General features: G+C 64.6%; 20 protein-coding genes. 11 read left to right on the forward strand and 9 right to left on the reverse strand.

Translation table 11 applies throughout. The features are described from left to right. Position 1 precedes the first annotated feature (1 nt). Both RF638_RS09650 and RF638_RS09655 read right to left on the reverse strand, forming a co-directional pair. Positions 2-1,237: a PhoH family protein gene (locus tag RF638_RS09650; protein WP_368841917.1), complete on the reverse strand. Its 1,236-nt coding sequence runs from the start codon at positions 1,235-1,237 to the stop codon at positions 2-4. 123 nt (positions 1,238-1,360) lie between these two features. Further along, a complete protein-coding gene (locus RF638_RS09655) occupies positions 1,361-2,122 on the reverse strand; it encodes an isoprenyl transferase (protein ID WP_095796849.1) in 762 nt (253 codons plus the stop codon). Positions 2,123-2,266: 144 nt separating this feature from the next. On the opposite strand from RF638_RS09655, the gene RF638_RS09660 reads away from it, so the two are divergent. After that, the gene (locus RF638_RS09660) at positions 2,267-2,980 is read left to right on the forward strand and encodes a hemolysin III family protein (RefSeq protein ID WP_368841919.1); all 714 of its coding nucleotides are present in this window, start codon (positions 2,267-2,269) and stop codon (positions 2,978-2,980) included. Positions 2,981-3,015: 35 nt separating this feature from the next. Here the strand turns inward: RF638_RS09660 and RF638_RS09665 are convergent, their stop codons facing one another. The 3 genes from RF638_RS09665 to mca form a co-directional block, all read right to left on the reverse strand. After that, positions 3,016-5,070: a thioredoxin domain-containing protein gene (locus RF638_RS09665; RefSeq protein WP_368841920.1), complete on the reverse strand. Its 2,055-nt coding sequence runs from the start codon at positions 5,068-5,070 to the stop codon at positions 3,016-3,018. A gap of 122 nt (positions 5,071-5,192) precedes the next feature. After that, on the reverse strand, positions 5,193-5,555 hold the full coding sequence (locus tag RF638_RS09670) for a hypothetical protein (RefSeq protein ID WP_238663095.1): 363 nt from the start codon (positions 5,553-5,555) through the stop codon (positions 5,193-5,195). 12 nt (positions 5,556-5,567) lie between these two features. Beyond that, positions 5,568-6,494, reverse strand: a complete 927-nt coding sequence (gene mca / locus RF638_RS09675; RefSeq protein WP_095796853.1) for a mycothiol conjugate amidase Mca — start codon at positions 6,492-6,494, stop codon at positions 5,568-5,570. Positions 6,495-6,636: 142 nt separating this feature from the next. On the opposite strand from mca, the gene RF638_RS09680 reads away from it, so the two are divergent. The 3 genes from RF638_RS09680 to RF638_RS09690 all read left to right on the forward strand — a co-directional run bounded on the left by RF638_RS09680 (position 6,637) and on the right by RF638_RS09690 (position 8,096). Continuing rightward, the gene (locus tag RF638_RS09680; RefSeq protein ID WP_095796854.1) at positions 6,637-7,098 is read left to right on the forward strand and encodes a DUF4307 domain-containing protein; all 462 of its coding nucleotides are present in this window, start codon (positions 6,637-6,639) and stop codon (positions 7,096-7,098) included. Between the two features lie 188 nt (positions 7,099-7,286). After that, the gene (greA, locus tag RF638_RS09685; RefSeq protein ID WP_095796855.1) at positions 7,287-7,784 is read left to right on the forward strand and encodes a transcription elongation factor GreA; all 498 of its coding nucleotides are present in this window, start codon (positions 7,287-7,289) and stop codon (positions 7,782-7,784) included. Between the two features lie 96 nt (positions 7,785-7,880). After that, the gene (locus RF638_RS09690; protein WP_259915131.1) at positions 7,881-8,096 is read left to right on the forward strand and encodes a hypothetical protein; all 216 of its coding nucleotides are present in this window, start codon (positions 7,881-7,883) and stop codon (positions 8,094-8,096) included. Positions 8,097-8,107: 11 nt separating this feature from the next. Here RF638_RS09690 and ilvA read toward each other — a convergent pair whose 3' ends face one another. Together ilvA and RF638_RS09700 are read right to left on the reverse strand one after the other, a co-directional pair. After that, a complete protein-coding gene (ilvA, locus tag RF638_RS09695; RefSeq protein ID WP_259915216.1) occupies positions 8,108-9,340 on the reverse strand; it encodes a threonine ammonia-lyase in 1,233 nt (410 codons plus the stop codon). Between the two features lie 174 nt (positions 9,341-9,514). Further along, positions 9,515-10,873: an AI-2E family transporter gene (locus tag RF638_RS09700; RefSeq protein WP_095796857.1), complete on the reverse strand. Its 1,359-nt coding sequence runs from the start codon at positions 10,871-10,873 to the stop codon at positions 9,515-9,517. Between the two features lie 75 nt (positions 10,874-10,948). Between RF638_RS09700 and RF638_RS09705 the strand changes: the two genes are divergently transcribed. Then, the gene (locus tag RF638_RS09705) at positions 10,949-11,551 is read left to right on the forward strand and encodes a nitroreductase family protein (protein ID WP_095796858.1); all 603 of its coding nucleotides are present in this window, start codon (positions 10,949-10,951) and stop codon (positions 11,549-11,551) included. Positions 11,552-11,677: 126 nt separating this feature from the next. Here the strand turns inward: RF638_RS09705 and RF638_RS09710 are convergent, their stop codons facing one another. Further along, a complete protein-coding gene (locus RF638_RS09710) occupies positions 11,678-12,481 on the reverse strand; it encodes a Bax inhibitor-1/YccA family protein (RefSeq protein ID WP_095796859.1) in 804 nt (267 codons plus the stop codon). 223 nt (positions 12,482-12,704) lie between these two features. On the opposite strand from RF638_RS09710, the gene RF638_RS09715 reads away from it, so the two are divergent. The 6 genes from RF638_RS09715 (at position 12,705) to RF638_RS09740 (ending at position 20,343) form a co-directional block, all read left to right on the forward strand. After that, the gene (locus RF638_RS09715; RefSeq protein ID WP_095796860.1) at positions 12,705-13,463 is read left to right on the forward strand and encodes an SDR family NAD(P)-dependent oxidoreductase; all 759 of its coding nucleotides are present in this window, start codon (positions 12,705-12,707) and stop codon (positions 13,461-13,463) included. 51 nt (positions 13,464-13,514) lie between these two features. Then, positions 13,515-14,663, forward strand: coding sequence for an acetyl-CoA C-acetyltransferase (locus tag RF638_RS09720; protein WP_259915138.1), 1,149 nt, complete (start codon positions 13,515-13,517; stop codon positions 14,661-14,663). A 49-nt stretch (positions 14,664-14,712) separates the two neighbouring features. Further along, a complete protein-coding gene (locus RF638_RS09725) occupies positions 14,713-16,473 on the forward strand; it encodes a fatty acyl-CoA synthetase (RefSeq protein WP_368841922.1) in 1,761 nt (586 codons plus the stop codon). Further along, positions 16,470-17,669: an acyl-CoA dehydrogenase family protein gene (locus RF638_RS09730; RefSeq protein ID WP_259915142.1), complete on the forward strand. Its 1,200-nt coding sequence runs from the start codon at positions 16,470-16,472 to the stop codon at positions 17,667-17,669. Before RF638_RS09725 ends, RF638_RS09730 begins: the two co-directional genes overlap by 4 nt. A 210-nt stretch (positions 17,670-17,879) precedes the next feature. After that, positions 17,880-18,668 carry an enoyl-CoA hydratase/isomerase family protein gene (locus RF638_RS09735; protein ID WP_129700434.1) on the forward strand — a complete coding sequence of 263 codons (789 nt, stop codon included), beginning with the start codon at positions 17,880-17,882 and terminating at the stop codon, positions 18,666-18,668. Between the two features lie 253 nt (positions 18,669-18,921). Continuing rightward, the gene (locus RF638_RS09740; RefSeq protein WP_129700432.1) at positions 18,922-20,343 is read left to right on the forward strand and encodes an FAD-binding oxidoreductase; all 1,422 of its coding nucleotides are present in this window, start codon (positions 18,922-18,924) and stop codon (positions 20,341-20,343) included. Positions 20,344-20,405: 62 nt separating this feature from the next. Here RF638_RS09740 and RF638_RS09745 read toward each other — a convergent pair whose 3' ends face one another. Continuing rightward, complete coding sequence (locus RF638_RS09745) at positions 20,406-20,546, reverse strand: hypothetical protein (RefSeq protein ID WP_158222903.1); 141 nt, start codon at positions 20,544-20,546, stop codon at positions 20,406-20,408. Positions 20,547-20,668: the final 122 nt, after the last annotated feature.

Raw genomic sequence — 20,668 nt, forward strand, 5'->3', positions numbered from 1 at the left:
ACTACATCGCCCGCAGCCTCCTCGAATCAGGCGGCTTCAGAAACCAGCTACACCCTCGGATGCGATGAGCCACTTTGGAGTTCTGCCCGATCCGCGAGAGCGCGGTGAGGAGCACGTTGCGTTCCAGGGACTGTGCCTCGTCCACGATCACGAATGCATCATGCAGAGAGCGGCCACGGATGTGGGTCAGGGGCAGCACCTCGAGCATGCCGCGGGCCACGACCTCCTCGACAACCGTGGTCGAGACGACCGATGAGAGCGTGTCGAAGACCGCCTGGCCCCACGGATTCATCTTCTCTTCCTCGGTGCCCGGCAGGTAGCCCAGATCCTGACCGCCCACGGCGTAGAGCGGGCGAAACACCATGATCTTGCGGTGCTCACGGCGCTCCAACACCGTCTCCAGGCCGGCACACAAGGCCAGTGCAGACTTGCCGGTGCCGGCGCGGCCGCCCAGGGATACGATGCCCACCTCGGGGTCCAGGAGCAGGTCGATCGCCAAGCGCTGCTCGGCGGAACGGCCGTGCAATCCGAATACGTCGCGGTCCGCGCGCACCAGACGGGTGCTGCCGTCATCGTGCACGCGCCCCAAGGCGTGGCCCTTGGACGAGTGCAGAACCAGCCCCGTGTTCGTGGGCATCCCGGCAGTCTGTTCCAAGTGCACCTGGGATTCGGCGTAGAGCTGCTCGAGTTCATCATCTGTGACATTGAGGGTTGCCGTGCCGCTGTATTCGTCATCGGTGCCCACCCACTCGGCACGGTACTCATCCGCCTCGAGCCCCAGCGCGGAAGCCTTCACACGCATCGGCAGGTCCTTGGACACCACGCATACGTCGTGGCCCTCTTGTGCCAGGTTCTTGGCCACGGACAGAATCCGCGAGTCGTTGTCCTTGAGCCGGAAGCTCTGCGGCAGGACGGTGTCCGCCACATGGTTGAGTTCCACGACCAGGCAACCACCACTGGTACCCAACGGAATGGGGTGGTCCAGTCCCCCGTGCTCCACGCGCAGATCGTCCAACAGCCGCAGAGCCTTGCGAGCGAAGAACCCCAGTTCGGGATCGTGGCGCTTGGCCTCGAGCTCAGAGATGACCACCACCGGCAGCACGACACGGTGCTCGGCGAAACGGAGGATGGCGCGGGGATCGGACAACAAGACAGACGTATCAATCACGTAGGACCGTACCGTTTCGGCCGTGGCCGGGGTGGACGGTGCAACTACGGATTCGGTGCTGACGGTCATGGAAACCTTCCGACGTTGGGCTCAACCGGTTGCTGAGGGGTAACCGGTTGCTTTCAACGTAGGGACTCCAAGGATGCGCAAGTCACACTCGCGGTGAACGGGGCGTGAATTCGGGTTGGGGACTCAGTTGCCGAAGCGCCGCTGACGGGTCGCATAGTTGCGCAGCGCGCGCAGGAAGTCCACGCGGCGGAAGTCCGGCCACAGGGCCTCGCAGAAGTAGAACTCGCTGTAGGCAGACTGCCACATCAGGAACCCGGAGAGCCGTTGCTCACCGGAGGTGCGGATCAGCAGGTCCGGATCCGGTTGGCCCCGGGTGTACAGGCGCGCGGAAATGTCGTCCACGGAGAGGGTCTCGGCGAGCGCCTCTACCGAATCCCCGCGGTCGCGGGTGTCGCGGATGACTTCGCGAACGGCGTCGACAATTTCTTGCCGCCCGCCGTAGCCCACCGCAATGTTCAAGTGGGGTCCGGGAATGTTCGCGGTCGATTCCGCAATGCACTCGACCTGGTCCCGTAGCCGAGGGGGCAGAGAATCTAACGCTCCGACCGGTTGTATCCGGCACAGCGCCTCGTCCTGCAACTGAGTCACGAGCCCCGAAATGATTTCGATCAGAGCGGTGAGCTCTTCCTGGGGCCGCTTCAGGTTCTCAGTCGAAAGGATGTACAAGGTGACCACGTCAATGTTGAGATCCGCACACCAGCGCAAGAACTCCACGATCTTCTGGGCACCAGCTTTGTGACCGTCGGCGGTTGAGGCACCGAACTGGCGAGCCCACCGGCGGTTGCCATCCACCAGGACACCCACGTGATGCGGCAGGGTGTCCTCTTTCAGGCTGCTGGCCAGGCGCGACTCGTACAGCGAGTACAGCGGACGAGGCAGTTTCACCGTAGAGATCCTCCCCTGTTTCGACTGGGCCAACACACAACCATGCCCTCTAAACTACCCGTATGGGCAGCCGCCGGTGGTCAAGCGAATCCCCAAACACACCCGTGTTCGCTCCGGCTGGCAGCGGAGAAAGTGACTGGTGATATGACGCGCGGCAACAGTACCCGCACCGGATCCACAGTGCACCGGGCCACGGAGAGCCTGAGTGCGGCGGCGGAGCGAATCATCGAGAAGAAGCCCGCGTGGCGCGGCTGGATCCACGCCGGATTCGCCCCGGTAGCGCTGGCCCTCGGCCTGATCTCGGTGTTCCTGGCACCCACCACGGATTTGCGCATCGCGTGCGTGGTCTACTCGATCACCGCCGTGATGCTCTTCGGCACCTCTGCCGTGTACCACCGCTTCTACTGGGGCCCCCGCATGAACGCGGTGCTGCGCCGGCTGGACCACTCCAACATCGCCCTGGTCATCGCGGGCACCTACACGCCCCTGGCCGTTGCGTTATTATCCCCGAGCGCGGCCCAGGTGTTGCTGATCATCATCTGGTCCCTGGGCGCTGCCCTCGTGATCTTCCGCGTCTTCTGGATGCACGCCCCGCGCTGGCTCTACACCCCGCTCTACATCATCATGGGTTGCCTGTCGCTGGTGTATCTTCCGGCGTATTTTGCCGCGAACGTCCCGGCCACCCTCCTGGTGATCGTCGGCGGCGTCTTCTACATCGGCGGGGCCGTCTGCTACGCACTCAAACGCCCACACCTGCTGCCCACGGTCTTCAGCTTCCACGAGGTGTTCCACGCCTGCACGATTCTGGGCTTTGTCTGCCACTACATCGCGATCATGCTGGCCATGTTCATGGAGTGATGCGCCCTTCCTCATCAACACGCCCGACGACGCCGCTACGCCCGGTCCAGGAGCTCACCCACCTTCTCCGGCGAGCGCACCGGCAGTTCGCACTGACCGTTGCGACACAGCCACACCGCGAACTCATCGCTTGATGCTTCGGGTACACCGTAGGGTGCGTGGTCCTCACCCAGCACCAGGACATCCGTGACACGACGTTTTCCGGCGCTGGTCTGCACCTGCTCCCAATCCGCGTTGCTCGCGTGCACCACCTCGAGCAGCGCGGGCGGCTGGGCACGCAGCAACCACGCGTGCAGGGTGCCCCCGGCCGCGGTCGCCGCACGAGTGGCCAACCCCTGGGCCGGTTTCACCAGCAGATCCACCAGCTCGTCGCTCGAGCGCCCGGCGACTTTGGGCTGGCCGAGCAGCACGAGCCACCGGGCCAGACACGACTGGGCCGACGCCGCGACGTCGTCGAACGGGTCCGCCTGGCCCGTGGCACCCGCGGCGACCAGAACGGCATCCGGTTCCGCCGAATCCATGGGGGTGTCCCCGCGCATGAACTTCTCGACCGTCGCCCGCGCCAACTCCAAGCTGCGGGCGTACCACTGCTCGAGTCCAGTGGCCCGATAGAGGGCCAGAAACGCCAAGCCCGCCCGCACATAATCCTCGAGCTGTCCATCGTGTGGATCCACGGTTCCTTGGCGGGACGTGCGCGCCAAGGTCGTGGTCTCCGCGTTCCAGTGCCGCGTCCAGACGAACTCAGCGGCCCATTCGGCGGTCTCCAACCACTCGGGGCGATCCAGCAGCACGGCAGCCTCAGCGAGCGCTTCGATGGTCATGCCGTTCCACGCGGTCACCACCTTGTCATCGCGTTCCGGAGGTGTGCGCTGCTCGCGTTGCTCCCACAGCTCTTCTCGCACGTTCTGATCCAGGATTCCCGTGACGGACCCGGATTCGCCCCAGCCGGCCACGGCTGGCTGCGGTTCGCCGACGTCGCCGCGAGAGAACGTGTAAAACGCACCTTCGCGCTCCGCTCCAGGAGTGACGGGGTCGCTGTCCGCGTCCAAGGAGGCGGCGATCGCGCCCTGTTCCGTGATCATCTCGCGGGCCAGCCAGGTCACGATGCCCTCGGCCGCGTTCCGGTACCTCGCGGCTCGAACGGGATCGGTGCCGCGCTTTTCGAGGTACCTGGCGGTGTGGGCCAGTACTCGTAGCAACTGGGCGTTGTCGTAGAGCATCTTCTCGTAATGCGGGAGTGACCAGTCGGGGGTCACCGAGTAGCGGAAGAATCCCCCGCCCACGTGATCGTGGAGCGCTCCGGTGACCATGGCGTCCAGAGTGGCCGTGAGCAGTTCGGCCGCGCGAGCGGATAAGTCACCATCGCGGGATGCCAGCAGCACCAGCGCTTCGAGCATCGGGGACGGTGGGAATTTGGGGCCGTTGCCGAAGCCCTCGTGCGTGGAATCGCGGGCCACCTCGAGTGCGTCCAACCACGGGCCAATCAGCTGCGATTCCTGGTGGGTGATGTCCCCTGAGGGATCCGGAGCATCGATCTGCACCGGCCCCGCCGTGTGCCGATCCGTTCCAAGCATGGAGGCGACCGCCTCCGGATGGCGTTGCAGCGCATCCGTGACCGATTGCGCGCCCTGAAGCACTTGCTCACGGCGTTCGGTCCACGCGTCATTCACCGCGTGGAGTACCTGTGTGAACGAGGGTCTGCCCTGCATGGGACGCGGCGGGTAATAGGTACCCGCATGAAAAGCCTGGCCTTCCGGCGTGAGGAACACGGTCATGGGCCAGCCACCCTGCTGAGTCAGCAGCTGGGTTGCGGACATGTACAGCGCATCGACATCGGGGCGTTGCTCGCGGTCCACCTTGATGGCCACAAAGTGCTCGTTGATGTACTCCCCCACGGCGGGGTCCTCGAAAGATTCATGCGCCATCACGTGACACCAGTGGCACGCGGCGTAGCCCACGGACAACAACACGGGCACGTCACGGGTGCGAGCCTCGGAGAAGGCAGCCGGCCCGAACTCCCACCAGTCCACGGGGTTCTGGGCGTGCTGCAGCAGATACGGGCTGGTGGAGTCGGCGAGCCTGTTGGTCATGACTCAACGATGTCACGAGCCCCTCACACGCATAAGGGGATCGGCCAGAAAAAAGGGGCCCGCCCGAGCCGAGAATCAAGTTCTCAGCATCGGAGCGGACCCCTTCTGGTCTGGTTCAGCGATCAGTCACGACGAGCGGAGCTTCCGCCGTTCTCCCCGCGGTCCGCATCCGGTGCCGTGCGAGGCTTGGGTGCGCGAGCGGCGGCGTCGGCGTCGGAATCTGCTGACGCAACCTGACCGTCGCGGCCGTGCGCGTACCCGCCCACGCCCTCTTCCGCGGCGCGCTGCTCGGCGTACTGGGCACGGTACCGCAACCGGCGATTGCGACGGTTGAAGTCAATGATCAGGAGAATCACCACGGCGACCAGGAAGAACGTCGCGATGAAGCCCGCGATCCCCGGCGAAACCTGGCTCGGTTCCAGACCGGGCTTGAGGTCACCCGCGGGATTTTCCGTGGCCGCTTGGAGCAGCACGGTGGTCAACATGTTCACGGCTGGTTACGCCTTTCGAGGGGAAGAAATCTGGGCGTCAGGATCGATACCGGCGAACAGGTCGGTCTCCGGAATGGAGGTCTCCACGCGCGAATCCGCCAGCGAGTAGTCCTCCCACGGCCAGACCTCGGCCTGCATGTCCGAGGACACGGCGAAGAACGGGCCGTCCGGGTCCACCTGCGTGCGGTGACAGCGCAGGGCTGTGTCACGAGCGGAGAAGGTGTCCGGGCACTCGATCTTGGTGGTGGTTTCGTGGCGAGGCACCGGCGGACGGTGACCCTCGGGATCGGTCTCCTGCAATGCGGCGATGCGCTCGGCGTACGGGGACTGGAATCCGCGCTCCTCCAGCGCTTCGTGCAGCGCGATGAAGCGCTCCACGTTGAAGGCGCGGTCGTAGTAGACCTTGAGCGGGGTCCAGGGTTCGCCGGTGCCCGGGTAGGCGTCGGGATCGCCGGCCTTGCGGTAGGCCTCCATGGACACGTTGTGCGTCTGGATGTGGTCCGGGTGCGGGTAGCCGCCATTCTCGTCATACGTGAGGATCACGTGCGGACGGAATTCGCGCACCAGCTGGACGAGCGGTGCCGCGGCGCGTTCGAGCGGCTGCAGGGCGAAGCAGCCCTCGGGCAGCGGAGGTAGCGGATCGCCCTCGGGCAGCCCGGAATCCGCGAACCCGATCCAGCGGTGCTCGAGGTTCAGGGCCTCGGCCGCCTGAGCCATTTCCTCGCGGCGCAGACCCGGCAGGTCACGCTCGGCCCAGGGAACGCCCTCCATCTGCGCGTTCAGGATGGAGCCCTGCTCGCCACCGGTGCACGTAGCCACCATGACGCGAGCACCCAGGCCCACGTAATGAGCCATGGTTGCCGCGCCCTTGCTGGACTCGTCATCCGGATGGGCGTGGATGGCCAAGAGCCGGAGTTTCGAATAATCCGTCACGGAACGGGAGCCTCCCGGGTGGGGTTCGGACAAAACACAATCCCCGGTATCTTACGCCCGTGCACCGGATAATGCTGTCGGCTCCGTCACCCGCACCACGCATTCTCAGGGGATCCCAACCCGTACTGGATACAGTGGTGTCATGAGTTCTTCCACCCCCGCGTCAGGATCCGCCTCGGGCGATGTCCTGGCGCAGCGTTATGGCTCCGGGCACCGGACGTTGTCTCCGCGCGGCCGCCGCGGCCCCTCCTTCCGGGGGTGGGTGGTCATTGCCGCAATCGCCACGTTGTTGTCTGCGCTGTTCGTGGTGTGGATCGTGCAGGGGCAATCCAGTGCACCGGTCGCCAAGGACGTCAGCTTCCAGGTGCAGGATGCCGGCAACACCTACGCGGACTTCGATCTCACCAAGGACCCGGACCAAACGGTCACGTGTGCGGTGCGCGCGCTCAACGAGCAGTACGCGATTGTCGGATGGAACGAAGTCACCATTGGTGAGGTGGCACCCAAAGAACTCAACGGCCGCACCAGCACTCACCGAGTGCCCGTGCGCACCACCAACGAGGCCAACTCGGTAGGCGTGGATTCCTGCTGGAAGGTCGACTGACACCCCTCCAGACGGGCGTCGCGGCTGAGTCGCTTTGAGACCAGCCCGTGGCCTCACTTACACTGGTGTACTAGAAACTTTGTACGATCCCCGACCCGGATGGGCAGCGAGCCACCACGGCTCACCACCGGGGCGGGGTTTTTCACACGTGCTCACCACCCCGGTGGGCACCCGAGAACGGAGATAGCGTGTCTACTAACGAGGGCGCCTGGCTGACCCAGGAAGCATACGATCGACTCAAGAAAGAGCTCGACCACCTTTCCGGGCCGTACCGCCAGGAAATCGTTGATCGTATCGAACAGGCCCGCTCCGAGGGTGACCTCAAGGAGAACGGCGGTTACCACGCTGCCCGCGAAGAGCAGGGCAAGAACGAAGGTCGCATCAATCAGCTGACCCAGCTGCTCGAAAACGCCCAGGTGGGCGAGGCTCCCGCCGACGACGGCGTGATCGAAGCCGGCATGGTCGTCACCGCGGACATCGCCGGTGACGAGATGACCTTCCTGATGGGTTCCCGCGAGGTCGCTGAGGACCTCACCGGCGGCGAGGACATCGAGGTGTTCTCCGAGCGCTCCCCCATGGGCGCCGCCATCAGGGGCCACAAGGTGGGCGACGAGCTGACCTACAAGGCTCCCAACGGCAAGAACATCAAGGTCAAGATCCTGGACGCCAAGCCGTTCCACAACTGATCGTCACGTCATCTGACGCAATGTTCCGGGGCCGTTCTCAATGACTGAGGGCGGCCCCGGGTCGTTCCCCCCGCATTTCCTACTCGAGGAGTATTCGTGGTTACCCATTGGAACCGCTCGCCCACCAAATGGACCGTCCCGCTGATCGCGTTGACCGCGCTGTTGGCCATCTCCGCGATCGTCGTGCACTTCCTGGGTCAGTCCAACCCCGAGCTCAACACGACCGGCGGCCTGCGCAACATCCTGTGGTTCTCCACGTTCGTTGCCGCGTTCATCACGTACTTCACCGCCCGGGGCCGACGTCGCCGCTGACGCACGGTTCGCTAGTGCACCACCACGGGCCGGAAACCCTGGGCCTCCAGGGCATCGATGACCTTGTCGCAGTGCGCGTGCCCCTTGGTCTCCATGTCGATGGTGATGGACACATCACCCATCGACAGTGAACCGCCGATGCGCGTGTGATCCACGCCGGTCACGTTGGCGTCCATGTCCGCGATGATGCGCGAGATCAAGGCCAGCTCGCCGGGGCGGTCGGTCAGCATCATCTTGATGGTCATGTACCGCCCCGCCGCGGAGAGACCGCGTTGGATCACTTTGAGCATGAGCATGGGGTCGATGTTGCCCCCGGACAGCAACACCACCGTGTTGCCCAGATCCCCGTAGGACTCCTTGAGCTTGCCCTCCAGGATGGCCGCCACGCCCACGGCACCGGCGGGTTCCACGACCATCTTGTTGCGTTCCAGCATGAAGATGAGCGCCTGCGCCAAGGAATCCTCGCTGACCGTGGTGACGTCGTCCGCGAGTTCTTTGATGATTTGGAACGGCAATTGTCCTGGGCGGCCCACGGCAATGCCGTCCGCAATGGTCGAGACCTTGTTGAGGGTCACGAGCGCGTCACCGGCCAACGAGGGCGGGTACGCCGCGGCGTTCTCCGCCTGCACGCCGATCAGGCGAATGTCCCGGCCCAGTTCCTCCGCCTTGGCCTTCACCGCCACGGACAGACCGGCCAACAAGCCACCGCCACCCACGCCGGCAATGATGGTGTCCACGTCCGGTACCTGATCCACGATCTCCAGCCCGAGTGTGCCCTGACCGGCAATGATGGCCGGGTGGTCGAAGGGGTGCACGAACACGGCACCGGTTTCCTCCGCGTACCGCTGCGCCTCGGCCAGCGCCTGGTCCACGGTGGTGCCGAACAACACGACCTCTGCCCCGTGGTCGCGAGTCGCGGCGACCTTGGGCAGCGCCGCCCCCAACGGCATGTAGATGCGCGCCTTGATACCCAGTTTGTTGGCCGCAAGCGCCACGCCCTGCGCGTGATTACCCGCCGACGCCGCCACGACACCGCTGGCCTTCTCCTTCTCCGAGAGCTCCGCCATACGAATGTAGGCACCGCGGATCTTGAACGAGCCTGCGCGCTGCAGGTTCTCGCACTTGATGTGAACCTCGGAACCGAGCAGACGGGACAGCGCCCGGGAGTGGGCCACGGGCGTTCGCTCAATCACGTCTTCCAACATGTGCGAGGCGTGTTCGATGTCCGCCGCAGTCACCGGCATTTCGTTGAGGCCCACTTCAAACTTCTTTCACTCTGCAACGTGCGCCGCCCGTGGGCGGTCACCGTGTCGGTCGGTCAGCCACGGTCTTGCACTGCCGTACGAAAACGCGGCGCCCTCGTTCAAGGGCGCCGCGTTCCATGGTATTACGCGATCAGACGCTGGTTCATTGTGCGACTACGCGCGGTTGGTGCTGTCCTGCTCAATGCTGGCGTCGTGTTCGGTGTCCTTCTTGTGCTTTTCTTCGCGCTTCTTCTCTTCCAGCTCGCGATCCTTGTGCCGCTTGAGACGGAAGCGCTGTAGCTGCTCCATGACCTGCTCACGGGTCAGATCCTGCTTCTTGGCTTCCTTCTTGATCTCCCAGGGATACAGGAACGGTGACCACGCGATCTGGTCGTCCTGCTCCCAGGAGCGCGACGAAAGGTAGCGGACGATCGTGTTCAGAATGGCCAGCAGCGGCACGGCGAACAGCGCGCCCACAATGCCGTACAGCACGGCACCGGCAGCCACGGCCAGGAACACAGCGACCGGGTGCAGGGACACGGCCTTGCCCATGACCAGCGGTTGCAGCACGTTGGACTCGAGCTGCTGGACCAACAGCACCACGCCCAACATGGCCAAGGCGATACCGGGTCCGTTGGCCACCAGGGCGACCAACACGGCAATGATGCCGGTGGCCACCGCACCGACGATCGGGATGAAGGAGGCCAGGAAGACCAACACACCGATCGGCAGCGCGAGCGGCACGCCCAGGAGGAAGGCACCCAGGCCGATGCCCACGGCGTCGACGAATGCGACGAACACCTGAATCCGCACGTACTGGGCGAGCGAGAGCCAACCCTTGCGACCGGCGCCATTAACGGCGGTGCGCGCACGGTGCGGGAACAACTTGACCAGGAACAGCCAGATCGATTCACCCTGCATCAGGAAGAACAGCAGCACGAACAGCATGATGATGATGCCGGTCAGAATGTTGCCCGCGGTGGAGCCGAAGGTCACAGCACCGGAGAGAATCGCTTGGGAGTTCTCCTGCAGGGTATTGCCGAGCTCGCCGATCCACTGGTTGATGTTTTCGGTCGAGACGTTGAGGGGGCTGTCCTCGAGCATGCCGGTGAGTTTCTGGAAACCACCCACCGCGCTGCTCGAAAGCTGAGCGAAGCCGGAGATCATCTGCTGGCCGGCCAAGGTCAACAACCCCAGCACCAGAACGATGAGACCGATCTCCACGATGGCCGCAGCCAGGCCCCCGGGCACGCGCTTGGAACGCAGCCACTTGACGGCCGGGGTCAGCAGGCCTGCCAACAGCGCAGCGATGGCGACCGGGATGAGCACTGTGGAAACCTTGGACAGCAACCAGCCCACCAGGCCGATCGCGGCCACCACCAGGATGACGCGCCAGGACCATGCTGCCGCAATGCGCACCGGGGCGGACACCATTTCGCGACCGTGACGATCAGGGTTCGAGACCGGCCCGGAATCGTGTTCGGGGCGGTCCGGCTGAGAATGCGTCTGCGATATAGACACGGTTGAAGACATGCGTACATCATGGCACGCCCGCCCGGAAATTCTTATTTCACAGGTCACTGTCCAAACGGTGCAAAAATAGGGGGTATGTCCGCTACTTTGCTCCGTGTCCTGGCCCAGCGCCGCCCAGCAAGTGTTTTGACACAGGAGGCTCCGAAACGCCCCGAGTTGGAAACCGTCCTCCGCGCCGTGGCGGGTGCTCGTTTCGACGATTCGCTCACGCCGTGGCGGGTGGCCGTAACCAACCGCCAGTCAGCTTCGGATCTCGCGGCCGCCATGGCCGGGCTCACCTCCGTGCCCAACATGGAAGGCCCCATCCCACGTCTCAAGGGCAAGAAAATCCGCCGGTTGGCCGCCTACCGGGGCAGTCTGCAGTGGGCGTCCACCGGCGGCGCTGGACTGGCCATCATCTTCCGCTTCGACCCGGAGTCCGAAACACCCAAGAAGGTCCAGCGGTTCGACGCGTACTCGATCCGGGGTCTGCTGGAGGCCGCGTTTTACGCGCAGGGGTGGGCCACCGTGTGGTCCCGCCGCTCCCCCAGCGACGAGCAGGTGCTGCGCGACTTCTACCGGCTGAATGACAACGAAGAAATCCTCGGGTGGTTGTTCGTGGGACGACCCGCGCACAATTCGGTTCCAGATCGCGCGATCAACCTCCCCCCGCAGGACCTCGAGATCACCTACATGTAGGAACCGCCCATATGAGGGGCGCCACCCGCAGCCGGGGCGCCACACCCTACGACGACGCCGCGGGCCTCGCGTTCACAACGCAAGGCCCGCGGCGCGGTTAATAGCTCTCGTGGAGAGCTCAGCGGATTACTCGGACATGCTCCGGATGATGGCGATCACGCGCAGGATCTCGACGTAGGCCCAGATCAGGGTCACGGTGAGGCCGAATGCGGCGGACCATGCGGCCTTCTCCGGAATACCGCGGCGAACGCCGTCGGTGATGTTCTCGAAGTCAAGCACAAAGCTGTAGGCGGCCAACAGAATGGCCAGTGCACCCACGATCAGGCCCAGCGGGATGCCGAACAGGGTGACGTCGTAGCGCATGTTGAAGCCACCGAGCAGCGAGGTGCCCAGGTTGATCAGCGCAAACAGGGCGTACGCCATGATGGCGACCATGAAGATCTTGGTCACGCGCGGCGAGGAACGCAGCACACCCACCTTGTAGAGAACCAGCACGGACACGAAGACCGCTACGGTGCCCATGACGGCCTGGATCACGATGCCCGGGTACATGTTCTCGAACATGCCGGAGATGCCACCCAGGAAAAGGCCTTCGGCCAGGGCGTAAGCAATGATCAGCACGGGGCTGGGCTCGCGCTTGAACGCGTTGACCAGGCCCAGGACCAATCCGATGAGGGCGCCGGGCAGGGCCAGGATGGGCATCATCCAGCCGAGCACGCCGGTGACGACAATGCAGACCAGCAGAACGCCGGTACGCACTACGACATCGTCATAGCTCATGCGCCCGGTCTGGGCGGGGCCAGCTGCCGGGGCGTTGTACATCTGCTCGAGTTGTTCGGGCGAGTAACGCGGATCCTGGTAGGAACCGGGCGCGCCTTGTTGCGCGTTTTTCTTGTTGAAGTCGCGCAGGAGCGGGTTTCCACCGGCCATGTGTGCGTCCTTTCATGACGTATACGGGCTGTTCGTCAAGGGTAGCAGTGACGTGTCATGCGGAGCTGGGAGTTTGTGCACAGCGAACAGTGAATTTCACCGTGCGTTTGCGAACTATCGCGGCGTGAGCCGGAACCATTTTGTCGATCATCGACAGTGTGATCTGGACAACAGTTAAATAGTTGGGCATCCTACTAAAGCACCCCACCGAGAGGAATATTCCATGGATGTCTCCAACACTTCTGCCCTGGTGACCGGAGCGGCGTCGGGTCTGGGCGCGGCGACCGCCGCGGCCCTGGCGGATCGCGGCGTACGCGTGATCGGCGTGGACCTCCCCGCGGGTATCGAGAAGGCCCCGGAGGTGGACGGAATCACCTACCACGCAGCTGACGTCACCCAGCCCGACGACGTACGCGCCGCCGTGGCAATGGCCACGGAAGTCGGTCCGTTGCGCACCGTGGTCAATTGCGCCGGCATCGCGCCCTCGGCCCGCATCCTGGGCAAGAAGGGACCGCACGACCTGGCACTGTTCGAGACCGTGATCCGGGTGAACCTGATCGGCACGTTCAACGTGCTGACCCTCGCAGCGGAAGCCATGGCGGAAACCGACCCCGTGGACGAGGACGGCCAGCGCGGACTCATCGTCAATACGGCCTCTGTGGCGGCGTTCGAAGGACAGGTGGGTCAAGCGGCCTACGCGGCGTCCAAGGGAGGCGTGCACAGCCTGACCATCACGGCCGCCCGGGACCTGGCGAGCCTGGGCATCCGAGTGAACACCGTGGCCCCCGGAATCGTGGAGACACCCATGCTGGCCACCGTCAGCGAGGAGTACCGGGCCGGCCTGGCCGCAGGTGTTCCGTTCCCCCGCCGTCTGGGCCGCCCCTCGGAATACGCGCAGATCGTGACCACGTTCGTGGACAACGATTATCTCAACGGCACCACGCTGCGCATGGACGGCGCTCTGCGCATGGCCCCGCGCTGATCGCTGTCGTATTGCCCTACCCCACTCGACCAACTGTTCGGAGTACTTCTCATGGCTGAGGCCTACATCATTGATGCTGTCCGCACCCCCGTGGGGCGCCGCGGCAAGGGACTTGCGGAGGTTCATCCGCTCGATCTGGCCGCCGCACCGTTGCGGGAGCTGGTGAACCGCCAGGGCATCGATTCCCAGGACTACGACGAGGTGATCCTGGGGTGCATCGATCAACTGGGTCCGCAGTCCATGGACATTGCCCGCAATGCGTGGCTCGCTGCCGGGCTCTCGCAGGCGGTGCCCGGTAGCACCATCGAACGGCAATGCGGTTCCGGTCAGCAAGCGATCAGCTACGCGGCGCAGGCCGTGATGAGCGGAACAAGTGACCTGGTGGTCGCCGGTGGTGTGCAGTCCATGTCCAGCATTCCGCTCACGTACTCCAACGTGGCCGCGGAGAAATTCGGTTTCCCGGATCCCTTCACCGGATCCACCGGGTGGGCCGAGCGCTACGGCGACCAAGAGATATCCCAGTTCCGGGGTGCGGAAATGATGGCCCACCGCTGGGGTTTCACCCGGGATGAGCTCGAGGCCTTCGCCGTGGAATCCCACGAACGCGCGCTCACCGCGCAGCGGGAAGGCCGCTTCGATCGGGAGATCCTACCGTTGGCCGGGCTGTCCGCAGACGAGGGTCCGCGCGAGCCAGATCTCGACAAGCTTCGTTCCTTGCAGCCCATCGTGGAGGGTGGCCTGCACACGGCCGGTAGCGCGTCACAGATGTCCGACGGCGCCGCGGCGCTTCTGATCGCCTCTGAGCGTGCTGTTGAGAAATACGGGCTCACACCGCGAGCGCGAATCCACCACGTCTCGGCTCGCGGTGACGATCCCGTGATGATGCTGTCCGCGCCGATTGCCGCGACCCGTCACGCGCTGGAACGCACGGGCATGAGCCTGGACGACATGGACCTGATCGAGATCAACGAGGCCTTCGCCGCTGTGGTGCTCGCATGGCAGCGCGAGACCGGCGCGGACATGTCCAAGGTCAATGTGAACGGCGGAGCTATCGCCCTGGGCCACCCCATCGGTGCGACCGGCGCGCGGCTCATGACCTCTCTGCTGCATGAACTCGAACGCCGAGATGTCCGCTGGGGGCTGCAGACCATGTGCGAGGGCGGCGGCCAGGCCAATGTCACCATCATCGAACGACTCTGAGCGGCCTCTCTGACCTTCGCAACCACTCCCTTTTAAGGACACGCCCATCATGAACGCAGCATCCCAGAACCACGAGACCGAATACGCGGTGGCCACGGCACAGTCCAACACGGTTGGCGATCTGCTCCGCCGCACGGTCACCCGCAACGGTCCCACAACCGCGCTCCTGTTCGAGGACCGGCGCTGGACATATTCGGAACTGGGCGATGCGGTCCATCGCGTGGCACGTCGCCTGCTGGATGCCGGGCTGCCATCCGGTGCCCGGGTTGCCGCCTACGGCGCCAATTCTGACGCCTATCTCCTGCTGTACCTCGCGTGCGCCGAGGCTGGTCTGGTGCACGTTCCGGTGAACTTCGCCCTCAAGGGTGACGAGCTGGCCTACATCCTGGAGGATTCCGGAGCGAACCTGCTCGTGGCCGACAAAGCCCTGCTCCCGCTGGTCGACGACGTCCGCGCGTCCGGTCGCGCCGCGGGTGTCGGCCAGGTGTGGTCGATGTTTTCGAACGCAGACTCGAGTTCCGGTACCCGGCCCGAAGAGGTCTCGCTGCTGGAGACGGCGCTGGACCGGGCGGCGTCGTCGGAGCCCGTGGACGCACCCGTGGACGAAAGCGACCTGCTGCAGCTGCTGTACACCTCCGGAACCACGTCCGCGCCCAAGGGAGCAATGATGACGCACGCCGCGCTGATCGCCGAGTACGTCTCCTCGATCATCGCCCTGGATTTCACGGCCGAGGACCGCCCACTGATCGCCATGCCGCTCTACCATTCGGCCGCGATGCACGTGTTCCTACTCCCCTACCTCACATTGGGTGCCACAGCGCGCGTGATTGCTAAGCCCGACGTCGCTCAGATCCTTGAGCTCGTCGAGAAGGAACACATCGGGTCACTGTTCCTGGCCCCCACCGTGTGGGTACCGCTGGCGAACTCCCCCGAGCTGGACACCCGCGACCTGTCGTCGCTGACCAAAGCGCAGTACGGCGCGTCCATCATGCCGGTGACCGTGCTGCAGCGGTTGCGCTCGCGATATCCGAAGATCGGGTTCTTCAACTGTTTCGGACAATCCGAATTGGGTCCGCTGTGCACCGTGCTGCGCCCGGAGGAACATGACGCGCGGCCGGCCTCGTGCGGGCGGCCCGTGTTCTATGTGGAGGCGCGCGTGGTCACTTCGGAGGGTGAGCTGGCTGCGCCCGGTGAACCAGGAGAGATCCAATACCGTTCCCCGCAACTGCTGACGGGTTACTGGAACAAGTCCGAGGCCACCGAGCAAGCGTTCGTGGACGGCTGGTTCCGCTCCGGTGACCAGGTCACCCAGGACGCGCAGGGATTCATCCAAGTGGTGGACCGCATCAAGGACGTCATCAACACCGGCGGCGTACTCGTGGCCCCGCGCGAGGTCGAGGACTGCATTTACGAGTTGGACGAGGTCGCCGAAGTCGCCGTGGTCGGCCTGCCCGACGAGCGCTGGATCGAGGCCATCACCGCGGTGATCGTGCTCAAGGAGGGCACCACGCTGACTCCGGAAACCGTGCGCGCGCACGTGAAGTCGCGGATCGCCGACTACAAGGTGCCCAAGCGGGTGGACTTCGTCGCGGAACTACCCCGCAACCAGTCGGGCAAGCTGCTCAAGCGGGAGCTGCGGGCGGAGCGAACTCAGGACGCCAACGGAGCATCGTCCGGACAGGGTGACGCGGGTGTGTCCGGTACGGAAGGTGGCGGAGCGGCGTCGTCGTCGGTGGCTGCGGAAGCGAGCGAAACCGGGGCCGGTACCGGGACCGGGACCGGGACCGGGACCACGGAGGATCGCGCGTGAGCGCCGGGCCGTCGCAGCGCTATGACCTGGCCGAAGCTCTGGGCACCGACTATCTCTCGGTGCTGGACGGAATGAGCGACGAGGACCGGGCGCACTGGGACCGTGCCCGCGAATACGGTGCGGAGATCCTGCCCCTGATCAACGAGTACTGGGATCGCGGTGAGTACCCCACGGACCTGGTACGCCGGGCCGGTGAACTCGATCTGCTGACCGATGGGCTGGATGTCTCCGGTCATCGGACTATGTCGCCATTGGCGGCTGGCCTGGTGACCATGGAAATCTCCCGCGCGGACGGTTCCCTGGCCGCCGCCGCGGCCGTGCAGGGTGGTCTGGTGCTGCGCAGCTTGGTGCTGTTCGCGAGCGACGAGCAGAAGCAGCGGTATCTGGAACCCGTGGCCAGCGGTGAGCTGCTCGGTGGTTTCGCGCTGACGGAACCCAACCACGGCTCGGACTCGGTGTCGCTGGAAACCACCGCGCGCCGAGAAGGCTCCCAATGGGTCCTGGACGGTCACAAGAAGTGGATCGGTAACGGCGCCGCCGGCGGGATCACCATCGTGTGGGCCCGCGATCAGGCGGACGGCCAGGTCAAGGGCTTCATCGTGGAGCAGGCCACCCCGGGATATTCGGCGGAGGTCATTCAGGGTAAGGGCGCGTTGCGTGCCATTCATCAGGCTGAAATCACGCTGGACAATGTGCGCGTTCCCGCCGAGGCGCAACTGCCTAACGTGAGCTCCTTCAAGGACGTGTCCCGCGCTCTCGTGGAGACGCGCGTGAACGTGGGTTGGTCCGCGCTGGGCCACGCAACATCTATGTTCGAGGCGGCGTTGTCCTACGCAAAGCAACGCACACAGTTCGGCAAACCGCTGGCCGGTCATCAAATGGTGCAGGAGCGCCTGGCCCAGATGCTCGCGGAGCTGACCAACATGCAGTTGCAGTGCGTGGCGGTGACGCAGCTTCAGGCCGCGGGCACCATGAGGCCCGCGCAGGCCTCGATGCTCAAGTACCACAACACGCGCGCCGCCCGCCGGATCGCTTCCGCGGCCCGGGACATGCTGGGTGGCAACGGGATTCTGCTGGAGAATCACGTGATCCGCCACATGACCGATGTGGAGGCGCTGCACACGTACGAGGGCACCGAGTCCGTTCAGGCCCTGATCCTTGGCCGCGACCTCACCGGCGTCAGCGCCTTCGCGTGACCGCGACCTCACCGGCGTCAGCGCCTTCGCGTGACCGCGACCTCACCGGCGTCAGCGCCTTCGCGTGACCGCGACCTCACCGGCGTCAGCGCCTTCGCGTGACCGCGACCTCACCGGCGTCAGCGCCTTCGCGTGACCGCGACCTCACCGGCGTCAGCGCCTTCGCGTGACCGCGCCCTCACCATCCCCGACCAGTCCAACAGGAGCACCGTGACTACTAGCGACACCCCCTCTGCAGTCCGGATCGAACACCGGTCCGGCGTGGTTCGGCTCGTGCTGAACCGTCCCGCGGACGGCAATGCTTTCACCCTCGACATGGCGCGTGAGGCACTGGCCGCCCTGCGCGACGCCGAGCCCGACCCGGACGTCCACGTCCTCACGTTGACGGGCGAGGGTCGCTTCTTCTGCGCGGGCGGGGACGTCACGAGCATGGCCTCTTACGAGCCCGCGGGTCGTCCCGCTTTCTTACGCGACCTCGCCGACGCCGCCCACGACGTCGCGCTGGCCATGATGCGTTCGCGTCTGCTCATCATTGCTGGCGTCAATGGCACGGCGGCCGGTGCGGGGTTCGGGTTGGTGTTGAACTCTGACTGGGTATTGGCCTCCGATCAGTCGAGCATGCTGACGGCGTACTCCAAGATGGGTCTGTCCCCTGATACGGGCGTCGCCTACCTGCTCCCCCGCGCGGTGGGCCATCAGCGCGCCACCGATCTGGCGCTCAATGGTCGGGTTCTGAGCGGTGCGGACGCCGTGGACTGGGGCCTTGCGAACGAGGTGACCGCAGCGGCGTCGTTCGCGGAGCGGCTCACCGAGGTCGAGGACCGTTTCTTGAGCGGGGCGACGCAGACGTACGGGTCGACCAAGAAATTGCTGCGGGCCGCCACGCTGGAGGGGTACGAGCAGCACCTGCGCAACGAATCAGCGAGCATCGCGAAACTGTCCGGGCATCCGGAGACCGTGCAGCGCGTGGATCGGTTCGTCGGCAAGAAACGCAGTTGAGGGCTGCTTCTTTCTGATCACGACGAGATTTTCTACCGTGATGGCTCACTGCCGTAGACCGGGTTACCAAGTGGACTTATAATTGGTTCAGCGTCGTACCGTTCCAGCCCGGAGACACATTGGGAGGCTCCGAGGCCCGGGAATGTCATTCCCCGAGTTCTGCAGTGGCGGCGTGGAGAAATTCCGATCCCTGCAGCCACCATTCACCGTCATATCAGAGATGCAGATCTCTCATCGGGGAAGCAGCAGCATCATGAGCACGCACACTTCGCACACCAACAGCCCCGAGATCACGGCTGCGCTCAACAAACTGGACGATTCGTTGTCCGGGGATCTGATCACCCCCGACGATTCCCGGTACGACAGTGCTCGAACGGTGTGGAACGGCATGATCGATGTCTACCCTTGCGCGGTGATCCGTGTGGGATCAGACTCTGACATCGATGTGGTCCTGGAGGCCGCGCGAGACACGGGACTGCCACTTGCCATCCGCGGAGGCGGCCACAACGTGGCGGGGCACGTCACCGTGGAGGGCGGGCTCGCCCTGGACCTGTGCCAACTCCGGGCCGTGGAGGTTGATCCGGAACGTCGCCTGGTCTCGGTCGCAGCTGGAGCCACTCTCTCGGACGTCGATCATGCGACCGCGCCTCATCAACTCGCGATTCCCATGGGCGTGATCAGCGCGACCGGGATCGCCGGGCTGACGCTGGGCGGCGGCGTGGGATGGTTGACCAGGTCTTGCGGCCTGAGTCTGGACAATCTGGAATCCGCCCGTATCGTCACAGCCTCCGGGGAGCATCTCACGGCGAGCGCCGGGGAGAACCCCGACCTCTTCTGGGGAGTGCGCGGCGGGGGTGGCAACTTCGGTGTGGTTTCGTCCTTCACGTTTCACGCTCGGTCACTGTCATCGCCCGTATTGGCGGGAAACTTCTTCTACCAGCCGGCTCACTGGCGTGATGCCCTGACTTCATTCGAACACTGGACTCAATCCCTGCCCGACGAAATGACTCCCATCATCTCCATCCTGGTGCTGCCACCGGAGTTCGGCATGGGCGACGACCCGTGGATGATTGTGGGTTTCGCGTGGGCTTCGGAGGACCAGGCCTCGGGGTTGGAGCTGATCCAGCAGTTGCGGGAGATAGCGCCACCGGATGGTGAAGACGTCCACCTCACGGACTGGATCGGCTGGCAGTCGAGTCTGGACGGTCTCTTCCCCAAAGGCTCACGCGGGTACTGGAAAAACGTGTCCTTCTCCCGGATGGATCGTGAGGTCGTGGATGTCCTTGCGGACATCGCCTCGGAAGTCACCTGGCACGGAACGGGCATCGACATCCATTGCTTAGGCGGTGCGTTTAGTCGCATAGCGGAAGACGACACCGCATTCCCCAACCGCTCCGCCCGGTTCTGGCTCAACATCTACGGATTCTGGACCGATCCTGCCGAGGATGAGCGGTTGACCGCTTTTGCACGAAAGGCTCACGCACGCATGCAGCCCTTCGCCGAGCAGGGGCAATACGTGAACTTCCTGGGGGCAGAGGACGGTCACGACATGACCCACGCGGCCCGCCAGGCCTACGGCCAACGCACCTACGACCGATTGAAGGAACTGAAGAATCGCTACGACCCACAGAATCTGTTCCGTCTGAACCACAACATCGTGCCCGACCCCAGCTGACCGAACACGGAATCATGGAACGCGAGTGGTGCGGGGGGATGAAATCGGATCAGGTGCGCTGGCTAGCTAACACCGAGTTCCTTCTTACGCTCCTCAAGCACCTTTTGTAGCTTCTCTGACTGCTTCAGGAGTCGTTGCTGCTGTTTGGCGCTGTACGTGTTGACCTTGCCCGTACGAGCGGCGCTGTCAGTTTTAGCCGTCAACCTGGTCCTCGCATTGCGGCCACCAGCGGAAGAAGCTCTCAACGTCGCCATGGGTTACACCGTCCTCCTGTGGGAATCCACTCTACGGTCTCTGCGACTATGACGGGTCTCCGTGATGTCGA

This window comes from Kocuria sp. CPCC 205235 (assembly GCF_040980905.1).
Classification (GTDB): domain Bacteria; phylum Actinomycetota; class Actinomycetes; order Actinomycetales; family Micrococcaceae; genus Kocuria; species Kocuria carniphila.